At 63.6% G+C, this 24380-nt stretch carries 21 protein-coding genes; 14 read left to right on the top strand and 7 right to left on the bottom strand.

Going from position 1 to position 24380, the window contains the following annotated elements; all coding sequences use genetic code 11:
- Positions 1-11: 11 nt before the first annotated feature.
- The 5 genes from VPH40_RS19095 to VPH40_RS19075 all read right to left on the bottom strand — a co-directional run bounded on the left by VPH40_RS19095 (position 12) and on the right by VPH40_RS19075 (position 3765).
- Positions 12-434: a VOC family protein gene (locus VPH40_RS19095; protein ID WP_328574229.1), complete on the bottom strand. Its 423-nt coding sequence runs from the start codon at positions 432-434 to the stop codon at positions 12-14.
- Positions 435-594: 160 nt separating this feature from the next.
- Entirely contained in the window at positions 595-870 is a 276-nt protein-coding gene (locus tag VPH40_RS19090) for a hypothetical protein (RefSeq protein WP_328574228.1), read from the bottom strand.
- 142 nt (positions 871-1012) lie between these two features.
- Complete coding sequence (locus VPH40_RS19085; protein WP_328574227.1) at positions 1013-1528, bottom strand: hypothetical protein; 516 nt, start codon at positions 1526-1528, stop codon at positions 1013-1015.
- Between the two features lie 91 nt (positions 1529-1619).
- Positions 1620-2297: a TetR/AcrR family transcriptional regulator gene (locus tag VPH40_RS19080; RefSeq protein WP_328574226.1), complete on the bottom strand. Its 678-nt coding sequence runs from the start codon at positions 2295-2297 to the stop codon at positions 1620-1622.
- Between the two features lie 10 nt (positions 2298-2307).
- Positions 2308-3765 carry an aminotransferase-like domain-containing protein gene (locus VPH40_RS19075; RefSeq protein WP_328574225.1) on the bottom strand — a complete coding sequence of 486 codons (1458 nt, stop codon included), beginning with the start codon at positions 3763-3765 and terminating at the stop codon, positions 2308-2310.
- Between the two features lie 199 nt (positions 3766-3964).
- On the opposite strand from VPH40_RS19075, the gene VPH40_RS19070 reads away from it, so the two are divergent.
- The 7 genes from VPH40_RS19070 to VPH40_RS19040 all read left to right on the top strand — a co-directional run bounded on the left by VPH40_RS19070 (position 3965) and on the right by VPH40_RS19040 (position 13749).
- Positions 3965-5281, top strand: coding sequence for an aspartate aminotransferase family protein (locus VPH40_RS19070; protein WP_328574224.1), 1317 nt, complete (start codon positions 3965-3967; stop codon positions 5279-5281).
- A gap of 8 nt (positions 5282-5289) precedes the next feature.
- A complete protein-coding gene (locus VPH40_RS19065) occupies positions 5290-6792 on the top strand; it encodes a CoA-acylating methylmalonate-semialdehyde dehydrogenase (RefSeq protein WP_328574223.1) in 1503 nt (500 codons plus the stop codon).
- Positions 6793-6839: 47 nt separating this feature from the next.
- Entirely contained in the window at positions 6840-8207 is a 1368-nt protein-coding gene (locus tag VPH40_RS19060) for an NAD(P)-dependent oxidoreductase (RefSeq protein WP_328574222.1), read from the top strand.
- A complete protein-coding gene (gene preA / locus VPH40_RS19055; protein ID WP_218965282.1) occupies positions 8207-9487 on the top strand; it encodes an NAD-dependent dihydropyrimidine dehydrogenase subunit PreA in 1281 nt (426 codons plus the stop codon). Before VPH40_RS19060 ends, preA begins: the two co-directional genes overlap by 1 nt.
- Before the next feature lie 122 nt (positions 9488-9609).
- Positions 9610-11094, top strand: a complete 1485-nt coding sequence (locus tag VPH40_RS19050) for an NCS1 family nucleobase:cation symporter-1 (protein ID WP_305054288.1) — start codon at positions 9610-9612, stop codon at positions 11092-11094.
- 17 nt (positions 11095-11111) lie between these two features.
- Positions 11112-12503, top strand: a complete 1392-nt coding sequence (hydA, locus tag VPH40_RS19045; protein ID WP_305054289.1) for a dihydropyrimidinase — start codon at positions 11112-11114, stop codon at positions 12501-12503.
- 10 nt (positions 12504-12513) lie between these two features.
- Entirely contained in the window at positions 12514-13749 is a 1236-nt protein-coding gene (locus tag VPH40_RS19040; RefSeq protein ID WP_328574221.1) for a Zn-dependent hydrolase, read from the top strand.
- A 2-nt stretch (positions 13750-13751) separates the two neighbouring features.
- Here VPH40_RS19040 and VPH40_RS19035 read toward each other — a convergent pair whose 3' ends face one another.
- Entirely contained in the window at positions 13752-15506 is a 1755-nt protein-coding gene (locus tag VPH40_RS19035) for an allantoate amidohydrolase (RefSeq protein WP_328574220.1), read from the bottom strand.
- A gap of 73 nt (positions 15507-15579) precedes the next feature.
- Positions 15580-16518, bottom strand: coding sequence for a LysR family transcriptional regulator (locus tag VPH40_RS19030; RefSeq protein WP_034754583.1), 939 nt, complete (start codon positions 16516-16518; stop codon positions 15580-15582).
- 132 nt (positions 16519-16650) lie between these two features.
- Between VPH40_RS19030 and VPH40_RS19025 the strand changes: the two genes are divergently transcribed.
- The 7 genes from VPH40_RS19025 (at position 16651) to VPH40_RS18995 (ending at position 24379) form a co-directional block, all read left to right on the top strand.
- Positions 16651-17883, top strand: a complete 1233-nt coding sequence (locus tag VPH40_RS19025) for a urate hydroxylase PuuD (RefSeq protein ID WP_305054292.1) — start codon at positions 16651-16653, stop codon at positions 17881-17883.
- Positions 17880-19115 (top strand): M20/M25/M40 family metallo-hydrolase, encoded by a 1236-nt coding sequence (locus VPH40_RS19020; RefSeq protein WP_251349755.1) that lies wholly within the window; start codon positions 17880-17882, stop codon positions 19113-19115. The genes VPH40_RS19025 and VPH40_RS19020 overlap by 4 nt, the downstream gene beginning before the upstream one ends.
- A gap of 57 nt (positions 19116-19172) precedes the next feature.
- Positions 19173-20099 carry a LysR family transcriptional regulator gene (locus VPH40_RS19015; RefSeq protein WP_305063243.1) on the top strand — a complete coding sequence of 309 codons (927 nt, stop codon included), beginning with the start codon at positions 19173-19175 and terminating at the stop codon, positions 20097-20099.
- Between the two features lie 134 nt (positions 20100-20233).
- Positions 20234-20905 (top strand): hypothetical protein, encoded by a 672-nt coding sequence (locus tag VPH40_RS19010; RefSeq protein ID WP_328574219.1) that lies wholly within the window; start codon positions 20234-20236, stop codon positions 20903-20905.
- A 108-nt stretch (positions 20906-21013) separates the two neighbouring features.
- Entirely contained in the window at positions 21014-22339 is a 1326-nt protein-coding gene (locus VPH40_RS19005) for an MFS transporter (RefSeq protein ID WP_328574218.1), read from the top strand.
- 8 nt (positions 22340-22347) lie between these two features.
- Positions 22348-23025, top strand: a complete 678-nt coding sequence (locus VPH40_RS19000) for a DUF2848 domain-containing protein (protein WP_328574217.1) — start codon at positions 22348-22350, stop codon at positions 23023-23025.
- 4 nt (positions 23026-23029) lie between these two features.
- Positions 23030-24379: an amidase gene (locus tag VPH40_RS18995; RefSeq protein WP_328574216.1), complete on the top strand. Its 1350-nt coding sequence runs from the start codon at positions 23030-23032 to the stop codon at positions 24377-24379.
- The last annotated feature ends 1 nt before the right edge of the window (position 24380 follow it).

Here is a 24380-nt window from a genome sequence, read left to right as displayed (position 1 = left end):
TGTTCTCCGTTTTACCATGGATCGTAGGTGCCCAGGCTCCAGATGTGGCCTTCCGGGTCGCGGCAGGTAAAGCCCCGTCCGCCGTAATCTTCATCCTTGATGTCGAGCACGATTTCGGCGCCGGCTTCGCGCGCGCTGCGGTAGACGGCGTCGGCATCGTTGACGACGAGGTAGCAGTTTTGCGTGTTGGCGCCACCGATGTCACCGGGCAGTTTCATCAGGCGGCCATAGTCGCTGTCGAGGGCCGGCGCCACCATGACCATGCCATTGCCGAAGCTCAGTTGCGCATGGGCGACGCCACCGTTGCCGTCAGGCACGATCAATTGTTTTTCAAAACCCAGCGCCTTGCACAGCCATTCGATGGCGGCGGGCGCGTCGCGGTAACGCAGGCAGGGGATGGTCGTCGCTGCTGTAGCTTTTGCTGTCGTGGTCATCAGAAAACTCCTATGGCTGTGGGGGAGTAGCTTCGATCATGGATATTGCGTAGCGTTCCGTACCCATACCATCCATCGGGATGGATTTGATGCCCGTCAGTGCTGCGCCCATCCATAGTGCCATAGAACAATCATTACACTCTTGCCACGCCGCAAATTTTTATTGCGGCGACTGCGAGGAGTTCGCTGCCTTTGTCTCCGCATCCGTGCCCATGTCGTCGCTGTTGCTTGCCCATCTGAGCAGCATGACGAGGACAAACAGCATGATGGCCAGCGGCAAGATGGTGATCAGGAACGCCAGGCCCAGGCAGCACGCCAGCAGCATGGGCCAGGACATGGCACGCAAGGCGGCCATGCCCTGGCGCGTGTAGGCGCACAGCTCGTTCCAGAAAGCGCTGAAGGAAGTGCTGCCCGGTGCCGAATTGATGTCTTTCATGCCGTTCTCCTGTCGTGTGGGTGCCGCTGCCGTATGCATGCTGGCGATGAATCCACTATAGGCAAAACCTTGCTGCCAGACATTGCGTATGCGACGAATGGCAGGAATGGCGGACCGAACGGCGACAAATCAGGACAAACGGTTATTCAAACACCTTGAGTTTCAGCTGGAAACTGAGGGCGCCATACAGGCGGTCCTTGTAGGACGGCACGATGGCGATATTCACGCCCACGCGCTGGTATTCATAGCTGATGGTGGGGACCAGGGCCGGGAACCAGCCGCCATCGCGCATCTTCGGATAGCCGCTGAAGCCGCCAACGACGGCGCCGACGCGCAGCGGGCCCACCTTGATCGGCTGGTAGTACACGCCCAGGTAGTTCGAGTAGGCACGGTCGCTATTGTAGAAGCGGCCAGCCGTGGCCGAGGCGACCGTGGAAAAACGGTATTCGGCACCCAGGCCCGGATTGCTGTCGTTCAGGTTTTTGTCGCGCTGAAAGTGATACGAGTAAAAGCCCGCGTTGAGCCAGGTTTCGCTCAGCGGCTGGTTCTCTATCATGCCGACTGTCTGCCCCTGTGCCGTGGATGCCGCTGCCAGCAGCGCCGCGCAGGCAGCTTTGCCCAGCAATGACGCCGTGCGCGCCGATGACCATTGTTTCATGCCTGTTCCTTGTCCTGTCGATATCGCGCCGCCATTGCAAACGCTCCAGCGCGCCATGCTATCACTGCTCGTTTGTTGATTGGAAATTTCATCATGTGCCGGGCGCTGCCGCCGGCAAGGCGATGGCCGCCTGCACCATGTGCGTGAGCAGGATTTCGGCGTCCTCGTAATCCTTGCGCGTGAGTTGCTTGCGTTCCAGCACCAAGGCCATCTGCGCTGAAAAATCCGCATACGATTGCGTCATGGCCCAGATGGCAAACATCAGGTGCGTGGCGTTGACGGGCGCGATTCTGCCGGCCGCGATCCACGCCTCGAAGACGGCGATATCCTTGCGCAGCAGGGGCACGACCCGGTCGCGTATCTGCGCGCCGTACAGGGGCGCGCCATTGATCACTTCCAGCGCATACACGCGCGAGGCCCATGGCTGTTCGCGCGAAAAACGCAGCTTGGCGCCGATATACGCGCGCAGCACGTCGCGCGGCTCGTCTTGTTCATTGGCCAGCATGTCCATGCGCGCCAGCCAGTCGTCGAGCACGTCGTCGAGCACGCGCTGGTACAGCAGCTGCTTGGACGGAAAGTAGTACATCAGGTTTTGCTTCGACAGGCCGGCCCGTTCGGCGATGCTGGCGATCGACGCGCCTTCATAGCCGCTTTCCGCGAAGGCGCGCACGGCTTGTTCCAGGATGTCCGCTTCCAGGCGGTCGCGGTTTTGCAGGCGCCGGCCGCCGGCATTTTTCACGGGAAGGGCAGGGGATTTGTCGCTGGCCATGGCGGATTCTTTAACGTGGGCGGATCGATTGCAGGAATGCCTGCAGCACGGGGGTGTCGGTGTAGGCCACGTTGAAGCGGAACCACACCGTCTCGGGCGCGCGCAGCATGAAAAATTCGTTCGGCGACAGCAGGATGCCCGCCTTCAAAGCCATGTCGGCGATGACCTTGCCATTCCATTCCGGCGTTTGCACGTCGGGCCAGCCGGCGCTGACGAACATGCCGCCGCGGGGCCGCGCCACGGGCGCCATGCCCGCTTGCGCCAGGCAGTCGATGCTGCGCTCGCGGGCCGCATCGAGCTGCGCCACCAGCCGTTCCACCATGCGCTTGTAGGGCCGCGCGGAGATGGCGTGGTAGACGGCGCGCTCGTTGATTTCCGACGTCGTCAGCCCGGCCAGCATTTTCACGCGCACCAGTTCGGCCACCAGCGATGGCGAGGCGCAAATCGATCCCACGCGCAGCACGGGCGACAGGGTCTTGGAAAAACTGCCCACGCGGATCACGCGGCGCAAGCCATCCATGGCCGCCAGCGACGCGTCGCCCCGCGCCGCCAGTTCGCGGTAGATATCGTCTTCCACCAGCCAGAAATCGAATTGCTCGGCCAGTGCCAGCAAGCGGTGCGCCTGCGCCTGGCTGAGCGAGGTGCCGAGCGGATTTTGCAGCACCGTGTTGACGAACATCAGCTTGGGCTGCGTGCGCGCAGCCTCGCTGGCCAGCGCATCGAGGTCCAGGCCCGCCTCGCCGCGCGCAATGCCCACGGGGATGCAGCCATGGTGGCGGATCAGCGACTGCAGATTGCTGTAGCCTGGGTCTTCCACCAGCACCGTGTCGCCCGGCTTGGTCAGGCTGCGCAGGACCAGGTCAAAAGCGTGCGTGGCGCCATGCGTCAGCAAGACCTGGTCCGGCTCCACCTGGAACAGCTCTTCCGACAGGCTTGTCGCCAGGTGCTGGCGCAGCGAGGGAAAGCCCAGCGGATGGCCATAGCCGCGCAGCCGGCTGGCGGGAATGCGCATGGCCTGGCGCACGGCGTCGAGCACGGTCGCTTCGCCATACATTTCGGGCGGCAGCCAGCCCGCGCCCACGGGCAGGGCGTCGGACACGCCCGAATACAGGTCCGGCGTGAGGGCGTCGATGGCGGTGGGACTCGCGTGTACGGCCGTCTGCGGCGAGGCGGCGATATCGTGGCGCGCGACGAAATAGCCGGAGCCGCGGCGCGACGACAGCAAGCCCAGGTTGACCAGGCGGTCATACGATTCGACGACGGTAAACGTCGACACGCCATTGCAGCGGGCGAACTGGCGCACGGACGGCATGCGCGTGCCGATGCGCAAGGCGCGGCTGCCCACCATGACGCTGATGGCGATGACGATCTGCTCGACCAGACCGCCCTTCTTCTGGCGGTCGATGTCCAGCACGGGCCAGCCGCTGGTCTGTTCGGGGGCATCGTCTGTGCTGTCGCTGTGCTTCACGGTGGCTCCTTATGCTGCCTTGCACAAAACTGTACTGATTTTCCGACCTGTACGGTTGGGATACTTTGCCGTTTGTGTATCTGTGCCATTGGGGATGGCCTGTCTATTATTACATCAGCTTTTTGCCAACTGGTAAATTATTTTACGCTTCGTCAAAAACGATCCTGGCGCCGCGCCAGCCCATCCCAAGGAGAAGGTCATGAACGAAACAAGGCCGGAATCGATGTCGGCATTCTGGATGCCGTTTACGAACAACCGTGATTTCAAGGCCAACCCGCGCTTGCTCGTGTCAGCCGAAGGCATGTATTACAAGGACGTCGATGGCAACAGCATCCTCGATGGCACGGCCGGCCTGTGGTGCGTGCCATGCGGCCATGCGCAGCCGAAAATCGTCGGCGCCATCCGCGACATGGTGGGCCAGCTCGACTTCGCGCCCACTTTCCAGATGGGCCATCCGGCCGCCTTCGACCTGGCGGAAAAACTGATGGACTACACGGGGCATAAATTTGGCCACGTCTTCTACACCAACTCCGGTTCCGAAGCCGTCGACACTGCCTTGAAGATCGCGCTGGCCTACCACCGGGCGCGCGGCGAAGGCGCACGTACGCGCTTGATCGGCCGCGAACGCGGTTACCACGGCGTGGGCTTCGGCGGCATTTCCGTGGGCGGCATCGGCGGCAACCGCAAGACCTTTGGCCCGCTGTTGCCCGGCGTGGACCATTTGCCGCACACGCATAACCTGGACAAGAACGCCTATACGGTGGGCGAGCCCGAATACGGCACCCACCTGGCCGATGAACTGGAACGCATCGTCGCTCTGCACGACGCCTCGACGATTGCCGCCGTCATCGTCGAACCGGTGGCCGGCTCCACGGGCGTGCTGATCCCGCCGAAAGGCTATCTGAAACGCTTGCGCGAGCTGTGCACCAAGCATGGCATCCTGCTCATCTTCGATGAAGTCATCACGGGCTTTGGCCGCATGACGACGCCGTTCGCGGCTGATTATTTCGACGTCGAGCCTGACCTGATGACGACGGCCAAGGGCCTGACCAACGGCATGGTGCCGATGGGCGCCGTCTTCAGCAAAAAGTACATCCACGACGCCTTCATGGATGCGCCGGCCGGCATCGAACTGTTCCACGGTTACACGTATTCCGGTCACCCGCTGGCTTGCGCCGCCTCGCTGGCGACCCTGCAAGTGTTCGAGGAACAGGACATCCTGGGCCACGCTAAAAGCATGCAGGCGTATTGGAGCGACGCCGTGCATTCCTTGAAAGGTTTGCCGTACGTGATCGACCTGCGCAGCATTGGCCTCATCGCCGGCATCGAACTCGATCCCATCGCCGGCAAACCCGGTGCGCGCGCCTTCAACGCCTTCAAGCAGGCCTTCGCCGACGGCGTCCTGATACGCACGACGGGCGACATCATCGCCCTGTCGCCGCCGCTGGTGCTGGAAAAACAGCATGTCGACGAGCTGTTTGGCAAGCTGGCCAAGGTACTCAAAAATCTCGACTAAGGAACGCCATGACCAATCTCGACACCATCACCCACTACATCAACGGCGCCAAAATCGACACGAATAGTGGCCGCTATGGCGACGTCTACAACCCTGCCCTGGGTGAGCCCGTGGCCCGGGTGGCGCTGGGCACCGTGGAAGACGTGGATGCGGCCGTGCAGGCGGCCGCCGCCGCCTTTCCTTCCTGGTCTGCAACGCCGCCCTTGACGCGTGCGCGCGTGCTGTTCCGCTACCTGCAGCTGTGCCAGCAGCACACGGACGACTTTGCCGCCATGCTCACGCGCGAGCACGGCAAGACTTTCGCGGATGCGCAGGGTGAGGTGGCGCGCGGCATCGAGATGGTGGAATTTGCCGTCGGCATCCCGCAATTGTTAAAGGGCGAATTCACGGACCAGATTTCGCGCGGCATCGACGCCTGGTCCATGCGCCAGGCGCTGGGCGTGGTGGCCGGCATCACGCCATTCAATTTTCCCGTGATGGTGCCGATGTGGATGTTCCCCGTCGCCATCGCCTGCGGCAATACCTTCGTCCTGAAACCGTCGGAGCGCGATCCGTCGGCATCCCTGCTGCACGCGAAATTGTTGAAAGAAGCGGGTTTGCCCGATGGCGTCTTCAACGTGGTGCAGGGCGACAAGGTGACGGTCGACGCCTTGCTCGATCATCCTGTCGTGCAAGCGATCAGCTTTGTCGGCTCCACGCCGATCGCCGAATACATCTATGCGCGCGGCAGCGCCAGCGGCAAGCGCGTGCAAGCGCTGGGCGGCGCGAAGAACCACATGGTGGTGATGCCAGACGCGGACATGGACATGACGGTCGACGCCTTGATCGGCGCTGCCTACGGTTCGGCGGGCGAGCGTTGCATGGCCATTTCCGTGGTCGTGGCCGTGGGTGACGCGGGCGACAAATTGATCGATGCACTGGCAACGCGCACGGCCGCACTGAAAGTGCGCGACGGCATGGAAGATGGTGCGGAAATGGGGCCGGTCGTGTCGCTGGCGGCCAAGCAGCGCATCGAAAAACTGATCGCCTCGGGCGTGGAGCAGGGCGCAACTTTGGTGGTCGATGGCCGCAACCATGTGGTGGCGGGACGCGAGAACGGCTTCTTTGTGGGCGGCACTTTATTTGACCACGTCACGCGCGACATGAGCATCTACAAGGAAGAGATTTTTGGCCCCGTACTGTGCGTGCTCCGCTGTCCAGACGTGGTGCATGCGGTGGAGCTGATCAACGCCAACGAGTATGGCAACGGCGTGGCCATCTACACGCGCGACGGCGGCGTGGCGCGCGAATTCGTGCGACAGATCCAGGTCGGCATGGTGGGCGTCAACATCCCCTTGCCCGTGCCGATGGCCTTCAACAGCTTTGGCGGCTGGAAGCGCAGCATGTTCGGCGACCACCACGCCTATGGTCCCGAAGGCGTGCGTTTCTACACGCGCCACAAGGCCGTGATGCAGCGCTGGCCGAATACGGCAAGCGCTGGTGTGGAATTTGCTTTTCCCCAGATGAAGTGACGGTTTCACACTGAAAATCCACCGCAGGATCAAAGAAGGAAAACGCGATGATCGAGTCCCTGAACTATTTGCCGCATCCCGCCCTGCCCAACGAGGAACTGGCGGGCCATTTCACGGACCTGGCGCCTCCTTTGAGCGCGCGCCAGGCCGCCATCGAAAGCGCCCGTTGCCTGTACTGCTACGACGCGCCGTGCAGCCGCATCTGTCCGTCGGAAATCGACGTGGCCAGCTTCATCCGCAATATCCACGACAAGAACATCAACGGCGCCGCCGCCGGCATCCTGAAACAGAACATCCTGGGCGGCAGCTGCGCCCGCGTCTGCCCGACGGAAATCCTCTGCGAAGACGTCTGCGTGCGCAACCACGACGCGGAAGGCCAGCCCGTCAAGATCGGCCTCTTGCAGCGCTACGCCGTCGATCATATGCAGTTCGCGGCGCACCCGTTCAAACGGGCGGCAAGCACGGGCAAGACAATTGCCATCGTCGGTGCGGGCCCTGGCGGCCTGTCGTGCGCGCACCGCCTGGCCATGCTGGGACACGACGTGGTGATCTTTGAAAAGGAAGGCAAGGCGGGCGGCTTGAATGAATACGGCATCGCCAAGTACAAGCTGACGGACGATTTCGCGCAAAAGGAAATCGACTTTCTGCTGGACATCGGCGGCATCGAAATCCGATGTCGCCAGGTGCTGGGCGAGAACCTGCAGCTGCGCGACTTGCACGCGCAATACGACGCCGTCTTCCTGGGCCTGGGCCTGGGCGCCAGCCGCAAGCTGGGCTTGACGGGCGAGGACGCTCCTGGCTTGCTGGCCGCCGTCGATTACATCAGCGCGCTGCGTCAGGCCGACGACCTGGCCGCACTGCCCGTGCCGAAACGCGCGATTGTGATTGGCGCCGGCAATACGGCCATCGACATGGCCGTGCAGATTCAAAGGCTGGGCGCCGAGGAAGTCACTCTCGTCTACCGCCGCGGCTTCGACGCCATGACGGCCACGCATCATGAACAGGAAATCGCCAAGGCGAACCAGGTGCGCATGCTGACGTGGGCCCAGCCGCAGCAGGTGCTGCTCGATAGTGAGGGCAAGGTGGCCGGCATGCGCTTCGAGAAGACCCGCATGCAGGGCACGCGCCTGGCGGGCACCGGCGAAACCTTCGACGTGGCGGCTGACGCCATTTTCAAGGCCATCGGCCAGAGCCTCGACCCCGACGTGCTGCATGACCCGATGGCGGCGCTGTTGCAGCGAGACGGCGACAAGATCGCCGTCGATGCGCTCTTTCGCACGGTGCTGCCGGGGATCTACGCGGGCGGCGACTGCGTGGCGCCGGGGCAGGACTTGACGGTGCAGGCCGTCCAGCATGGCAAGCTGGCCGCACTGGCCATCCATTCCGATTTATTCAATAAAGTGGAGGCTGCATAATGGCTGATCTCAGCATCGAATTTTGCGGCATCAAGGCGCCGAATCCCTTCTGGCTGGCGTCCGCGCCGCCGACCGACAAGGCCTACAACGTGGTGCGCGCCTTCGAAGCGGGATGGGGGGGCGTCGTATGGAAAACGCTCGGTGAAGACCCTGCCGCCGTCAACGTCTCGTCGCGCTATTCCGCTCTGTACGGCAAGAACCGCGAAGTGGTCGGCTTCAATAACATCGAACTCATTACCGACCGCTCGCTGGAGATCAACCTGCGCGAAATCACGCAGGTGAAAAAGGATTGGCCCGACCGCGCCATGATCGTCTCCCTGATGCTGCCGTGCGAAGAGCACTACTGGGCCGACATCCTGCCCAAGGTGGAGGCGACAGGCGCGGATGGCATCGAGCTCAATTTCGGCTGCCCGCACGGCATGCCGGAGCGGGGCATGGGCGCGGCCGTGGGCCAGGTGCCCGAGTACGTGCAGATGGTCACCGCCTGGTGCAAGAAGCACAGCGAACTCCCCGTCATCGTCAAGCTCACGCCCAACATCACGGACGTGCGCATGCCGGCGCGCGCGGCCAAGGCGGGCGGTGCGGACGCCGTCTCGCTGATCAACACCATCAACTCGATTACCTCGCTGGACCTGGACCGCATGGTGGCCTTGCCCATCGTGGGCGGCGCCAGCACGCACGGCGGCTATTGCGGAGCGGCCGTGAAACCCATCGCGCTGAACATGGTGGCGGAAATCGCCCGCGATCCGCAGACGCGGGGCTTGCCCATTTCCGGCATCGGCGGCATCGGCAACTGGCGCGACGCGGCCGAATTCATTGCCCTGGGCGCCGGCTGCGTGCAGGTGTGCACTGCAGCCATGCTGCATGGTTTCCGCATCGTCGAAGAGATGAAGGATGGCTTGTCGCGCTGGATGGACGAGAAGGGATATGAGCGCATCAGCGACTTTTCCGGCAAGGCCGTGGCCAATACGACGGACTGGAAATACCTGGACATGAATTACCAGGTCATCGCGCAGATCAATCAGGACGACTGCATCAAATGCGGCAAGTGCTACGTGGCTTGCGAAGACACCTCGCACCAGTCGATTGCGCAGCTGATCGACGCTGCCGGCACGCGCACGTATGAGGTGATCAAGGAGGAATGCGTGGGCTGCAACCTGTGCGAAATCACCTGCCCGGTGCAGGGCTGCATCACGATGGTGCCGCAGGTCACGGGCAAGCCATACATGAACTGGACGCAGGATCCCAGGAATCCACGGGCGTTGGCGGAAACGGCGTAGGGCACGTTTTTTGCGTGCGTTTTATTTGTAAACAGCGGCCGGGCTTTGCGGTAAGCTAGGTTGACTTAAAAGTCGAGCCGTTTCTATAAAACCGATCCTCTCCCAACCGATGGAGCATACCTGTGAACCACGACTATTCAGGCAACACGCAACTCTGGAATGAAGACCTGGCGCCCACCACGGCGGCACAGCGCACCTGGCGCTGGTATCACTTCGCCGCGCTGTGGGTCGGCATGGTGATGTGCATTCCCGCCTACACCCTGTCGGCCAGCTTGATCGACAGCGGCATGTCCGGTTACCAGGCCGTGCTCACGGTTTTTCTCGCCAACGCCATCGTGCTCTTGCCCATGCTGCTGATCGGCCATGCGGGTACCAAGTACGGTATCCCGTATGCCGTGCTGGCGCGCGCCTCGTTCGGCACCATGGGCGCGCGTCTTCCGGCCCTGATGCGCGCCGTCGTCGCCTGCGGCTGGTATGGCATCCAGACCTGGTTCGGCGGGCAGATGATCTACACCCTGATGGGCGTGCTGGCGGGCCATGAGCTGGGCGGCGAGAAGATTGCGGGCCTGGGCATCAATGGCAGCCAGTTGCTGTGCTTCCTGGCTTTCTGGGCCATCCAGTTCTATTACATCCTGCATGGCATGGAGTCGATCCGCAAGCTGGAAACCTACACGGCGCCCTTGAAAATCCTCATCTGCTTCGTGCTGCTGTACTGGGTGCACAGCAAGGCCGGCGGCGTAGCCAGCCTGCTGGATCAGCCATCGCAATTCATCCCCGGCGGCAAAAAGGCGGGCCAGTTCTGGAGCGTCTTCTGGCCATCGTTGACGGCCATGGTGGGCTTCTGGGCCACCCTGGCCTTGAACATTCCCGACTTCACTCGCTTCGCCAAGACGCAGCGCGACCAGGTGATCGGCCAGTCGATCGGCCTGCCCGTGCCGATGGGATTGCTGGCCATGCTGGCCGTGATCGTCACGGCAGGCTCCGTCGTCATGTACGGCAAGGCCATCTGGGATCCCGTCGACCTGGCCAGCCGCATGACGGGCGCCGCCGTGCTGATCGCCCTGATCATCCTGCTGATCGACACGGTCAGCGTCAACCTGGCGGCCAACCTGGTTGGCCCCGCCTACGATTTTTCTTCGCTGGCACCGAAACAGATTTCGTACAAGATGGGCGGCTACATCACGGCCTTCATCGCCATCGTCATGATGCCGTGGAAGGTGCTCGAATCGACGCAGGGCTATATCTTCACCTGGCTGATCGGCTATTCGGCCCTGCTGGGCCCCATCGCCGGCATCCTCATCGTCGACTACTACTTTGTACGCAAGACGCAGCTGGACGTCAAACAGCTGTACCGCGACGACGGTGTCTACTCGTATGGCAATGGCTGGAACATGGCGGCGTTGATCGCCTTTGTCATTGCCGTGCTGCCGAACATCCCGGGCTTTTTGAACGCGGCCTTCCCCACGGCGTTTCCCGGCGTGGCCGAAGGTTTTAAAACCATCTACACCTACGCCTGGTTCGTGGGCGTGGCCATTGCCGCCGTCGTTTACGGCGCCATGATGAAGGGCAAGGCGGCGGAGAGAGTGCAGCAGGCGCCGCAGTCGTAATCACTCAAGGAGACAAGATGACTACACTGATACGTGGCGGTACTGTCGTCAACGCCGACCGCGCCTTCCGCGCCGATGTGCTGATCGAGGGCGACACGATTGCCGCCGTCGGCGAGAACCTGCCGGTGCCGGTCGGCGCCACGGTGATCGATGCGGGCGGCCTGTATGTGATGCCGGGCGGAATAGACACCCACACGCACATGAATCTGCCCTTCATGGGCACCGTGACGTCCGACGATTTTTTCACGGGCACGGCGGCGGGCCTGGCGGGCGGCACCACCACCATCATGGATTTCGTCATCCCCGCACCGAAGCAGTCACTGATCGAGGCGTATCACCAGTGGCGCGAGTGGTCGGCCAAGGCGGCCGGCGACTACACCTTCCACGTGGCGATCACCTGGTGGAGCGAGCAGGTACATGAAGAGATGGGAGTGCTGGTGCGCGAACATGGCGTGAACAGCTTCAAGCATTTCATGGCGTATAAAAACGCCATCATGGCCGACGATGAAACCCTGGTGAAAAGTTTTACCCGTTCGCTTGAACTGGGAGCACTGCCCACCGTGCATGCGGAAAACGGCGAACTGGTTTTCCAGTTGCAGCAAGCCCTGCTCAAGAAGGGGATTGCCGGGCCGCAGGCGCACCCGCTGTCGCGCCCGCCTGCCGTGGAGGCGGAAGCGGCCAACCGCGCCATCGCCATCGCCAATGTCTTGAATACCCCCGTGTACATTGTGCACGTCTCGTGCGCCGAGTCGCTGGACGCCATCACGCGGGCGCGCGCGAATGGTCAGCGCGTGTATGGCGAAGCGTTGGCGGGCCACCTGGTGATCGACGACAGCGTCTACCAGGGCGACGATTTCGATTTCGTCGCGGGCCACGTCATGAGCCCGCCGTTCCGCGGCAAACACCATCAGGCGGCCCTGTGGCACGGCCTGCAAAGCGGTAACCTGCACACGACGGCCACGGACCACTGCACCTTTTGCGCCGAGCAGAAGGCGGCGGGCAAGGACGACTTCACGCGCATCCCGAACGGTTGCGGCGGCGTCGAGGAACGCATGGCCGTGGTGTGGGATGCGGGCGTCAATTCCGGCATGCTGACGCCGTCCGAGTTCGTCAAGGTGTCGTCGACCAATGCGGCGCAGATCTTCAATATGTATCCGCGCAAGGGCGTCATCGCCGTTGGCAGCGACGCCGACATCGTGCTGTGGGACCCGCAGGGCACGCGCACCATTTCCGCCGCCACGCAGTTCGCCAAGGGAGGCTTCAATGTCTTCGAAGGGCGCGCCGTGCGCGGCATTCCCCGCACCACGATTGCCGCCGGCAAGGTGGTCTTCCACCAGGGTGAACTGATGGCGGCGGAAGGGGCAGGGCGCTATGTTGAGCGGCCCGCGTTTTCCGCCACCACCGCATAAGGAGTTGACGATGGATGCATTGCGTATCAATGGCGAACGGCTGTGGGTGGCCCTGATGGAACTGGCGCAAATCGGCGCGACAGCGAAGGGTGGCGTCAAGCGCCTGGCCCTGACGGACCTGGACAAGCAGGGGCGCGACCTGGTGGTGGGATGGGGCCGTGAAGCGGGCATGAGCATCACCATCGACCAGATCGGCAATGTCTTCATGCGCCGCGACGGCACGGACAATAGCTTGCCGCCCGTAATGACGGGCAGCCATATCGACACCCAGCCCACGGGCGGCAAGTTCGATGGCAATTACGGCGTGCTGGCGGGCCTGGAAGTGGTGCGCACCCTGAACGATCTGAAAATCAAGACGCAGGCCCCTATCGAAGTGGCCTTCTGGACCAACGAGGAAGGCTCGCGCTTCGTGCCCGTGATGATGGGCTCGGGCGTATTTTGCGGCGCCTTTTCGCTCGAAACCGCGTATGCGGCCAAGGATACGGAAGGCAAAACCGTGGGCGAGGAACTGGCACGCATCGGTTATCGTGGCGACCAGGTGCCGGGCGACCACCCGATCGGCGCCTACTTTGAAACGCACATAGAGCAGGGGCCGGTGCTGGAAGACGCCGATAAGGTGATAGGTGTGGTGCCTGCCGTGATGGGCCTGTCATGGTACGACTGCGTGGTGACGGGCATGGAAGCGCATGCGGGCCCCACGCCCATGGGCTTGCGCAAGGATGCGCTGCAGGTAGCCACCACCATCATGCAGGAAGTCGTCGTCATTGCCAACCGCTACCCGCCGTATGGGCGCGGCACGGTGGGCATGGTGCAGGTCTTCCCGAACAGCCGCAACGTGATCCCCGGCGAAGTCAAATTCAGCATCGACCTGCGTAACGTGAACGACGAACTGCTCAACACCATGCATGGCGAAATCACGGCCTTCATCGATGCCACGCGCGAGAAGACAGGGCTGGGCATTTCACTGGAAAGAGTCTCCTATTACCCGCCATGCCCGTTCCATCCCGACTGCGTGGGCGCCGTGCGCAACGCCACTGAAAAGCTGGGCTACACGGTGATGGACGTGGTCTCCGGCGCCGGCCACGATGCCATCTATGCGGCCCGGCTGGCGCCAGCCGGCATGATCTTCGTGCCGTGCAAGGACGGCATCAGCCACAATGAAATCGAAGACGCCAAGCCCGAGCACCTGGAAGCGGGCTGCAACGTGCTGCTGCACGCGATGCTGGAGCGGGCCGTGGCCGTGTAGTCTTACGGCTTGGGCTGGAAGCTGCGCAAAAACGCCAGCAGCGCGCGCGCCGCGATGTCGGCGTCGTCTGCCGTCATGGTTTCCAGCGGGTTGTGGCTGATGCCGCCATTACCGCAACGGGTAAACAGCATGGCCACGTCGGTGATGGCAGCCATGGCCATGGCGTCGTGGCCTGCGCCCGACGGCAGCGCGTATGGTTCGACGCCAACCGATTCCACGGCTTGCGCCAGCTGCGCCATCAGCCATGGCGCGCACGGCGCGGCACGCGCCGACAGCAGCAGTTCCAGCTGGTAGTCTATCTGGCGCCGCGCACAGATGGCGGCGATGCCATCGAGAATATCGTCGACGGCTGCCTGGCGCACGGCATCAACGGCCGCGCGGATGTCGAGCGACAGGGTGCAGGCGCCGGCGATCACGTTGACGGAGCCGTTCGGCACGTGCAGCTGCCCCACGGTGCCCACCAGCGCTTCGCCCTGGTTGCAGCGCCGTTCCACCAGCAGGATGATTTCGGCCGCTGCACTGGCTGCATCCTTGCGCATGGTCATGGGCGTGGTGCCTGCGTGGCTGGCCACGCCGCCAAGATTGAGCAGGTAGCGCGAGCTGCCGGCGATCGCCGTGACGATCCCCAGCGGCAGGTCTCGCTCCAGCAGCACGGGACCCTGCTCGATATGCACTTCCACATAGCCGAGCAAGTCGGCTGGATCGCGCGCGCTGGCGCCGATGGCGCTTACCTCGTGGCCGGCGGCGGCCAGCGCGTCGCGCATGCTCACGCCATCCGCATCCAGTTGTTCCAGCAGCGATACGTCGAACTTGCCCGTGACGGCCGTGCTGCCCAAAAACGTGCTCTTGAAGCGCACGCCTTCCTCCTCGGCGAAGCCGACAATCTCGAAGTGAAACGGCAGCTTTTCGCCCTGTTCGTGCAGGTGGCGCACGATGGCGATCGGCAGCACGATGCCCAAGCGGCCATCGTACTTGCCGCCGTTGCGCACCGTGTCGTAATGCGATCCCGTCATCAGGGTTTTTGCGTCAGGCGCATCAGACAGATAGCGCCCGACCACGTTGCCGACGGCGTCGATGTGCACATGCATGCCCGCGTCCCGCATCCAGTCGGCCAGCTGTGCTGCCGTTTTCTGGTGCGCCGGCGTCAGGTAGGCGCAGGTCAGGTTGTAGTCGCTGTCGCTCCAGCCGGCCAGGGTTTCTGCCTGCTGCATGATGGCCGGACCGAAGTCCAGGCGCACGTCGAACAGGTCGTTCAGGCGCAGCTCGGCGATGCGCTTGATCTGCCGCAACGATTCGGCCAGTTCATCGGCGCGCCGGTTCTTCAGGCGCCGCGCAAACGTGGCGATGATGTCCTGGCGCGTCAAGCCTTCGCCCGTCGGGCCCTTGACGGCCAGGATGAAGGGAAAGCCGAACTTGGCGTTGTAGTCGTCGTTCAGGCGCTGCAGGGTGGCGAATTCGTCGGCGCTGCACAGGTTCAGGCCGGACTTGGCCTGCTCGCGCGTCGATTCCGCCGTCAATTGCCCTGCGATGGCGGCCTTGCCTGCCAGCTCAGGGTGGGCGCGTATCAGCCCCAGCTGCTCTTCCGGCGAAGCTTGCGCCAGCACGCGCTGCAGCTCTGTCTTGAGTGCCGTCAGGCTGGCAAATGGCCGGGCGGGCGCCGCGCGCTGGGCGATCCAGGGCGAATGTTCATAGATGCCGTGCAGCCGTGCGATAAAGTCTGCCGTGCTGCCGGCGTTCAGGTCTGAAAGGGTGGTCATGGTTTTCCGATCATGCAAGCGGTGATGATAGCGCCCCGTTCCTGTCTCCATTATATGCGCGTGCTGATAGCGGCTATCGCTGCACCAGCGCCTTGGCGGCCGCACTGACCTGGTCGCGCAGCCATTTGTGCTCGGGTGCCTGGTGCACGCGCTGGTGCCAAAGCTGGTAAAAGCGCATGGGCGGGAATTTCAGGGGCACGGTATACGTTTTCAGCGGCAGCGTCTTTTCATAGAAGCGCATGAATTGCCGGCCCGTGGTGAGCACCAGGTCCGTCTGCGTCAGCATGTAGGGGATCAGGCCAAAATACGCCGATTCCACCACCACGTTGCGCTGCAGGTTTTGCCGTTCGAGGAAGGAATCGATCACGCCGTGGTAGCCGGGCATCATCTGCGACGGTGCCACGTGGGGCAGGCTCAGATAATCGTCGAGGGTCATGGCGTCGCTGGCCGTGCGCCGCGCATAGGCGTTTTCCGCATGCATGGCGCAGATGATGGGATCTTCGAACAGCTTCGAGATGTGCAGATGCGCGGGCGGCTCATCCCAGTTGGCGATCACCAGATCCAGGCCCCCGTCGGACAGTTGGCGGATATGGTCGATGCCCGGCCCGAGGCTGTGCAGCACGACGCGGCTTTTTGGCGAACCGCGGCGCAGCAGGGCCACCACGTTGGGCAGGAACTGGCTATCCAGGTAGTCGGGCGCGGCGATATGAAAGGTGCGCGCCTCTTCCTGCGCCACGAACGGCGTCTTCTTGACGAACAGGCTTTCCGTCTGGTCGAGGATGCGCTTGGCCGGATTGAGCAGGCTTTCGCCATGCTGGGTCGGCACCATGCCGCGCGCGCCGCGCACGAGCAGCGGGTCGCCCGTCAGTTCGCGCAGCTTGCGCAGGGAGGCGGAAATCGAAGGTTGCGGCTGATTGAGTTTCAGCGCCACGCGCGAGACATTCTTTTCCACCAGCAGCAGGTAGAGGATGCGGATCAAGTGCAGGTCGAGGTGTTGCGGCAGGCTGGACATGTGGCGGCGGCTCTGTTGTATATCGATTTGAATATGTCAAATATACGATATTTTTCATGTGATGGGCGGTAAATCCGTTTAATCTTGTGTAGATTGGCACGAATATTGGTTCGGTCTGACTAGAGGAAATTTATGGAAGTATTTGCCTACCTGATTCCGTACGGCCTGGAGTGGCTGAACCTGATCGTCCGCTGGCTGCACGTCATCACGGGCATAGCCTGGATCGGTGCTTCCTTTTATTTTGTCTGGCTCGACAACTCGATCCGCCCGCCCGCGCCTGGCTCGGAGCTGGCAAAGAAAGGCGTGTCGGGAGAATTGTGGGCCGTGCACGGCGGCGGCTTCTATAACCCCCAAAAATACCTGGTGGCGCCCGCGGAACTGCCGAAGGAACTGCACTGGTTCAAGTGGGAAGCGTATTCGACCTGGCTGTCCGGCTTTGCGCTGCTGACGATTGCCTACTACTTCAATGCCCAGGCCATGATGATCGACAAATCTGTGGCCGACATCAGCAGCGGCCAGGCGATCGGCATCGGCATCGCCACCCTCGTCATCGGCTGGGCCGTGTACGACCTGCTGTGCCGATCAAAGCTGGCGCAATACGAGCTGTGGTTCGGCGTGACGGTGTTCGCGCTGATCGTCGGCGCCGCATATGTGCTCACGCACTTGCTCAGCGGGCGCGCCGCCTACATCCACGTGGGCGCCATGATCGGCACCATCATGGTGGCCAATGTGCTGATGTTGATCATTCCCGGCCAGCGCAAGATGGTCGAAGCCATGGCCGCCGGCAAGCTGCCCGACCCCAAACACGGCCTGAAAGCCAAGCAGCGCAGCGTGCATAACAATTATTTTACGTTGCCGGTGCTGTTCATCATGATCAGCAACCACTACGCGATGACCTACCGCAACGATCACGCCTGGCTGGTGCTGGCGCTGATCATGGCGGCCGGCGTTTTCATCCGCCACTTCTTCAACCTGCGTCACAAGGGCCGCGTCGAGTGGCGCTATCCAGCCCTCGGCGTGGCCTTGCTGGTGGCCGTGGCCGTGGCCATCGCGCCCAAGGCGCCCGTGGCCGTGGCGGCCGCGCCGGCGGTGGACCCTGCCGCGCAGTTCAAGGCCGTGCATGCCATCATCGCCCAGCGCTGCGCCACCTGCCATTCGGCCCAGCCCACGCAACCGGGCTTTGCCACGGCGCCGGCCGGCATGATGCTGGATAATGAAGTCGAAATCCGCCAGCACGCGGCGCAGATCTACAAGCAGGCCATCGAACTGAAGGCCATGCCGATCGGGAACCTGACCAATATGACGGACGCCGAGCGCAGTGAGCTGGGCGCCTGGCTGCAACAGACCATGCAAGGAGCAAAATGACAACGCACGCAGAACAGATTACGGCCTGGATCGACAGCCATTTTGACGAGGAAGTCGCCTTTTTGCAAAAGGTGGTGCAGCAGCCGACGGATACGCCGCCCGGCAATAACGCGCCCCATGCGGACCTGGTGGCGCAGCTGCTGCAGGCGTATGGCTGGCAGGCGGAAAAGCACGCGGTGCCAGCGGCGCAGGTGGAAGCGTACGGCATGCAAAGCATCACCAACCTGATCGTGCGCCGGCCGTATGCCGCGGGCGGGCCGACGGTGGCCCTGAATGCGCATGGCGACGTGGTGCCGCCTGGCGACAACTGGACGTACCCGCCGTATGGCGGCCAGATCGACGACGGCTATATCTACGGCCGCGCGACGGCCGTCTCGAAGGGCGATTTCGCCACCTATGTGTTTGCCGCGCGCGCGCTCGAGGCGCTGGGCATTCCCTTGAAGGGCCAGCTTGAGCTGCACTTCACGTACGACGAGGAATTCGGCGGCTTGCTGGGGCCGGGCTGGCTGCTGGAGCAGCAGCTGACGAAGCCCGATTTCGTCATCGCCGCCGGTTTCAGCTACGGCATCGTCACGGCCCATAACGCCTGCCTGCAGCTGGAAATCACCGTGCACGGCAAGTCGGGCCACGGCTCCATGCCGGAGACGGGACACGACGCGCTGCAGGCGGCCAACAAGATCCTCAACGCTATCTACGGCCAGTTGCCGGAGCTGAAAAAAATCAAATCCGCAGTGGCGGGCATCGATTCGCCCACCATGCTGGTGGGGCGCATCGACGGCGGCACGAATACCAATGTGGTGCCGGGCAAGGTGGTCATGAAGATGGACCGCCGCATGATTCCGGAAGAAGACCCTGTGGCGGTGGAAGCGCAGGTGCGCGCGCTGATCGAGGACGCCGTACGGGGCGAGCCCGGCATCCGCCTCGAAATTCGCCGCCTGCTGCTCTCGCACGCGCTGCGCCCCTTGCCCGGTTCCGAACAGCTGGTGGGCAGCCTGCAAAAGAATGCGCAAGCCATCCTCGGCGAAACGATTCCCGCCGTCGGCACGCCCCTGTATGCAGATGCGCGTCTGTATGGCGAGCGGGGCATCCCCGCCGTGCTGTATGGCGCCGGTCCGCGCACGGTGCCCGAATCGAATGCGAAGAAGGCCGATGAGCGCCTGGCGCTCGACGATTTGCGCAAGGCCAGCAAGATCGTCGCCCTGACCCTGCTGGACTTCCTGGCGCAGAAATAAGGTCGCTGACTTTGGCTTACAATGGGGCGGACATTCAAACTGTGAAGAAGAGCCCCATTGAATACCCGTTTTCTCGAAGCGTTTGTCTGGGCCGCGCGGCTGGGCAGCTTCCGCACGGCGGCCGACAAGCTGCACATCACGCAGGCGGCCATCTCGAACCGCATCGCCTCGCTGGAGCAGGATTTCGGCACGCGTCTGTTCGACCGCGACGCGCGTGAAATCCGCCTGACCTTCGCCGGGCGCAACCTGCTCGTGTACGCCGAGCGCATGCTGGAACTGTGCCGCGACATGTATGCGGCCAATTCCTCGCCCGCGCACATCACGGGCGAAGTGCGCATCGGCGTCATCGAAACCATCGTGCATACCTGGCTGATTCCGTTCCTGCAGCGGGTGCAGGAGCGCTATCCGGGCATCGAGATTCAATTGACGTCGGAATCGACGCGCCGCCTGCACGAACAGCTGCAGCAGGGCGAGCTCGATATCGCGCTGCAGACGGACATGCTGACGGGCGACCATCTCCGCAGCACGGGCAGCGGCGCCATCGCCATGGGCTGGGCGGGCCGGGCTGCCGACTGGCCCGACACGGACAAGCCATTCACGGTGGCGCAACTGGCGCAGCATCCGATCATCACCATGAACCGGGGCTCGCAGCCCCATTCCGCCTTGAAGGCGCTGTGCCAGGACGAGGGCGTGCAGCTGGGGCGCGTGCATTGCGTCAGCTCGATTTCCGCCATCGTGCGGCTGGTCAAAGCGGGTTTCGGCATCGCCGTGCTGCCGCTGGCGCCCCTGCGCGAGGAAATCGAGCAGGGCCACATCGCCCTGATTCCCTGTACCAGCAGCCTGGCGCCGCAGCGCATCGTCATCAGTTACAGCGAAGACCTCACCACGGAAGCGATTCAATTGGTGGCCATGCTGGCATGCGAGGAGGCGGCCAGGTTCACCCTGGGGCTGGGCGAAGAGTATGGCGCCGGTGCGCGGATGTGAGAATTAAATTGCTGTTGTCACCGCGACCCATAAGAAAAACTTATCAGTCGCGTTCAGAATAACCCGTTTGCCAAGTGATGGCGTGCCACCTATTCTGGGCTGGCATACCACCCATCACGCAGAACGGAACCATCATGACGACCTCCCCCACCTTGCCCGGCATCCTGTTTGTCTGGACCAGCGCCGACCCGGAACACGAACGCGATTTCAACCGCTGGTATGACCGCGAACACGTGGAAGAGCGCGTGCGCATTCCCGGTTTTGTCAGCGGCACGCGCTACCAGAGCGTGCGCGGTCCCCGCAAATACCTGGGCCTGTACCGCACCGATTCGCTGGGCGCCTTCCAGACGCCCGACTACTTCAAGGCTTTCGGCCAGCAGACGCCATGGTCGGTGACGAATCTGCAGCGCATGGTGGACCCGATGCGCCGCGTCTGCGCCATCGAGGCGGAAACGGGCATGGGTACGGGCGCCTGGCTGGCCGTGTTGCGCCTGGGCGCGTCGGCGATCGGTCAGGATGCGCAAGCCGTGGCCGCCATGGCCGCGCTGGGGGCGACATTGCTGCAGATCGATGGCGTGATTGCCACTCGCTTGCTGACGCCCGACGCCAAGCTGTCCGGCCCCCTGCCGGCGGAGCAGAAGGAGGGCCGCGTGCTCGACCCGATCTTCCTGATCGACGCATCGTCGGAAAGCGCCGCCATGGCCGCCGCCAATGCCGCCAGCGCGGCGCTGGGCCTCGACGGCGAACAGACGGCCATCCTGCAACTGTCCTGGCAGTTGCGCGAGGCCGACCTGCGCGCGGCCTGACACGGCCGCGCGTATCTTGCCGGCACTGATAACACGAGACACGGGCCACGGCGCAGGGCAAAGCATCCTGCGCCGGACCTGCAATAAAACTGACGAGAGAGGTAGGCAATGACCACATATACAACGGCAAACGCTGCGCATCCGGCGGCCCAGGCACCGGGCGACAAGCCAAAAACGGGACGCCTGGCCACGGCCAGCATGGTCGGCACGACCCTGGAATGGTATGACTTCACCGTCTACAACACCATGGCCGCGCTGATCTTCAACCATCTGTTTTTCCCTTCTTTCGATCCGCTGACGGGCACCATCCTGGCCTTTTCCACGTATGCCGTCGGCTATATCTCGCGCCCGATCGGCGGCGTGATCTTCGGCCACCTGGGCGACAAGCTGGGACGCCGCTGGGTGCTGGTCGTGACCCTGATGTTGATGGGCGTGACGACGGGCTTGATGGGCCTCTTGCCCACGTATGCGACGGCCGGCATCTGGAGCCCGGTCCTGCTGGTGGCGCTGCGCTTCGTGCAGGGCATCGCGCTGGGCGGAGAATGGGCGGGCGCCGTGCTGATTTCCGTCGAACACGGGGCAGCGGACAAGCGGGGCCGCAACGCTTCGTGGACGCAGGTGGGGCCGTCGTTCGGCACCTTGCTGGCGACGGGCTGCATCGGCCTGATCACCTATCTGCTGCCGCATGAAGCGTTCATGGACTGGGGTTGGCGTATGCCGTTCATCGCCAGCCTGCTGCTGGTGGCCTTCGGCATGTGGATACGCAGCGGCATCGAAGAAACGCCGCTGTTCAAGGAACTTGACCAGAAGGATGCGAAGGCGGAAGCGCCGATCGGCGACGTGCTGCGCCTCTACTGGCGCCGTTTGCTGATCGCCGGCGGCGTGCGCATCGGATCGGACGTGCTGTATGCGCTGGTGGTGGTGTTCACCCTGACGTACGTGACGACGGTGCTGCACCTGTCGTCGACACTGGCGCTGACCGCCATCATGATCGGCACGGCCTGCAATGCGCTGTCGGTGCCCGTGTTTGGCGCGCTGTCGGACAAGATCGGCCGCCGACCCGTATATGCGCTGGGCGCCGTGCTGGGCCTCGTGTGGGCGTTTGCCTTCTTCACCCTGCTCGACACGGCCAGTCCGGCCGCCATCGTCACGGCCGTTGTCGTAGGCCTGGTCATCCACGCCATCATGTACGGCCCGCAAGCGGCTTTCGTTATCGAGCAATTCCCCACCAAGGTGCGCTATGCGGGTTCCTCGCTGGCCTATACCCTGGCCGGCGTCATCGGCGGCGGCTTTGCACCGCTCGTTATCGCCAGCCTGTACCGCTCGTACAACAGCACCATGGCCGTCTCGCTGTACGTGGCGGGGGCCCTGCTGATCACCGGCGCCGCAGTATTCGCAGCGCGCGAAACGGGCCGCGGCCCCCTCGAAGAATAAGGAAAATCATGACCACCCATACCTTCGACCTGGCGGGCCACGGCCCCGTCACCTTCGACATCGACAACCTGATCATCGCCGGCTGGACGGGCCGCGACCTGGCGATGGTCGAACACCATATCGCCGAACTGGAAGCCATCGGCGTAGCGCGCCCGAAAAGCGTGCCGACCTTTTACCGCGTGGCGGCGGCGCTGCTGTCCAGCGACGCCGCCATCGAGGTGCCGGGCAGCGATTCGTCGGGCGAAGCGGAATTCGTGCTGTTTTCCACGGAGTACGGCCTGCTGGTGGGGATCGGCTCCGACCATACGGACCGCAAGGTGGAAAGCTATGGCGTGACGGTGTCCAAGCAGATGTGCGGCAAGCCCGTGGGCGACACCTTGTGGCGCTATGCCGACGTGGCGGGCCACTGGGACCAGCTGCAGATGCGCTCCTGGCGCGAGCGCGCCGGCGTGCCAGCCCTGTACCAGGATGGCCCCGTGACGCGCATGCTGTCACCGGAAGACCTGATCCTGCGCTACACGGGGCAGGCGACTCTGCCCGTGGGCAGCGCCATGTTTTGTGGCACGCAGCCCATCATCGGTGAAATGGGCCACGGCGACGCCTTCGAGCTGGAGCTGTATGATCCAGCCTTGCAGCGCCGCCTGCAGCACCGCTATGCCGTGCAAACCCTGCCCGTGGAAGGATAACGCAATGACCAAGACCATCCGTGAACTGGCCGCCGACCTGGCCGCCGGTCGCATCACCAGCGTGGAATTGACGCAGCGCATGCTGGCGCGCGCCGAGGCGCACAGGGCGCAGGGCGGCCATGCCTATGTCAGCCTCGATGGCGAACAGGCGCTGGCCGAGGCCCGTGCCAGCGATGCGGCGCGCGCGGCAGGCTGGATGCCTTCGCTGCTGGCAGGCATTCCCCTGTCCATCAAGGACCTGTTCGACGTCAGGGGGCAGGTCAGCAGCGCCGCCTCGCTGGCGCTGGCTGACGCCCCGCCCGCCGTTGTGGATGCCGGCGCCGTGGCGCGTCTGCGCGCGGCTGGCGCCATCCTGCTGGGCCGCACCAACATGAGCGAATTCGCATTCTCCGGCCTGGGCTTGAATCCCCATTACGGCACGCCGCGCAATCCGCACGACCGCGCGCGCGTGGCGGGCGGCTCCACCTCGGGCGGCGCCGTGACGGTGGCGCTGGGGATGGCTGCGGGAGCGCTGGGCACGGACACGGGCGGCTCGATCCGCATCCCGTCCGCTTTTTGCGGCTTGACCGGTTTCAAGCCGACGGCCGCTTCCGTGCCGCTGACCGGCACGGTGCCGCTGTCGCGCTCCCTCGATTCGGCCGGGCCCATCGCGCACAGTGTCGATTGCTGCGCCATTTTGTACGCAGCGCTGTCGGGCCATGACATCAGCGCGCAGGCGCCAGCACTGAAAGGCTTGCGCTTTGGCTTTACCCTGGACTATGTCGGTACGCATGTGGCGCCGCAGGTGCAGCAGGCTTTCGATGCTGCCCTGGACAAGCTGCGGCAAGCTGGCGCGCAGGTAGAACAGTTCGATTTCCCCGAATTGCTGGAGCTGCCGACGATCAATGGCGGCGGCGGGCTGGTGGCGGCGGAAGCCTGGCACTGGCACAGGATATTACTTGAAGAGAAGGGTGCACAGTACGACCAGCGCGTGGCGGCGCGCATCCGCCGCGGTCAGCAGCAGGGCGCGGCCGACTACATCGACCTGCTCGATGCGCGCGCGCGCCTGATCGGCGTCGCCCGGCGGCGCCTGGCGCCGTTCGACGCCTGGCTGATGCCCAGCGTGGCCATCCAGGCGCCGGAAGTCGCGCCGCTGGAAGCGGATGACGCCACCTTCTTTGCCACGAATGGCCTGGTGCTGCGCAACGCCAGCGTGATCAACTTCCTCGACGGCTGCGCGCTGTCGCTGCCTTGCCACGCCGACGGCGAGCTGCCCGTGGGGCTGGGTATTTGCGGCCTGGCGGGCGCCGACGATACAGTGCTGCAAATCGGCCGCGCCGTGGAGGCGCTGCTGCGGGAGCGTGGAAAAGAATAAT

Origin of the sequence: Janthinobacterium sp. P210005 (genome assembly GCF_036231865.1) — a bacterium.
Taxonomy (GTDB): Bacteria; Pseudomonadota; Gammaproteobacteria; order Burkholderiales; family Burkholderiaceae_D; genus Janthinobacterium; species Janthinobacterium kumbetense.
The sequence above is the reverse complement of the archived record's forward strand: the minus strand, read 5'-3'. Positions and strand labels throughout refer to the sequence as shown.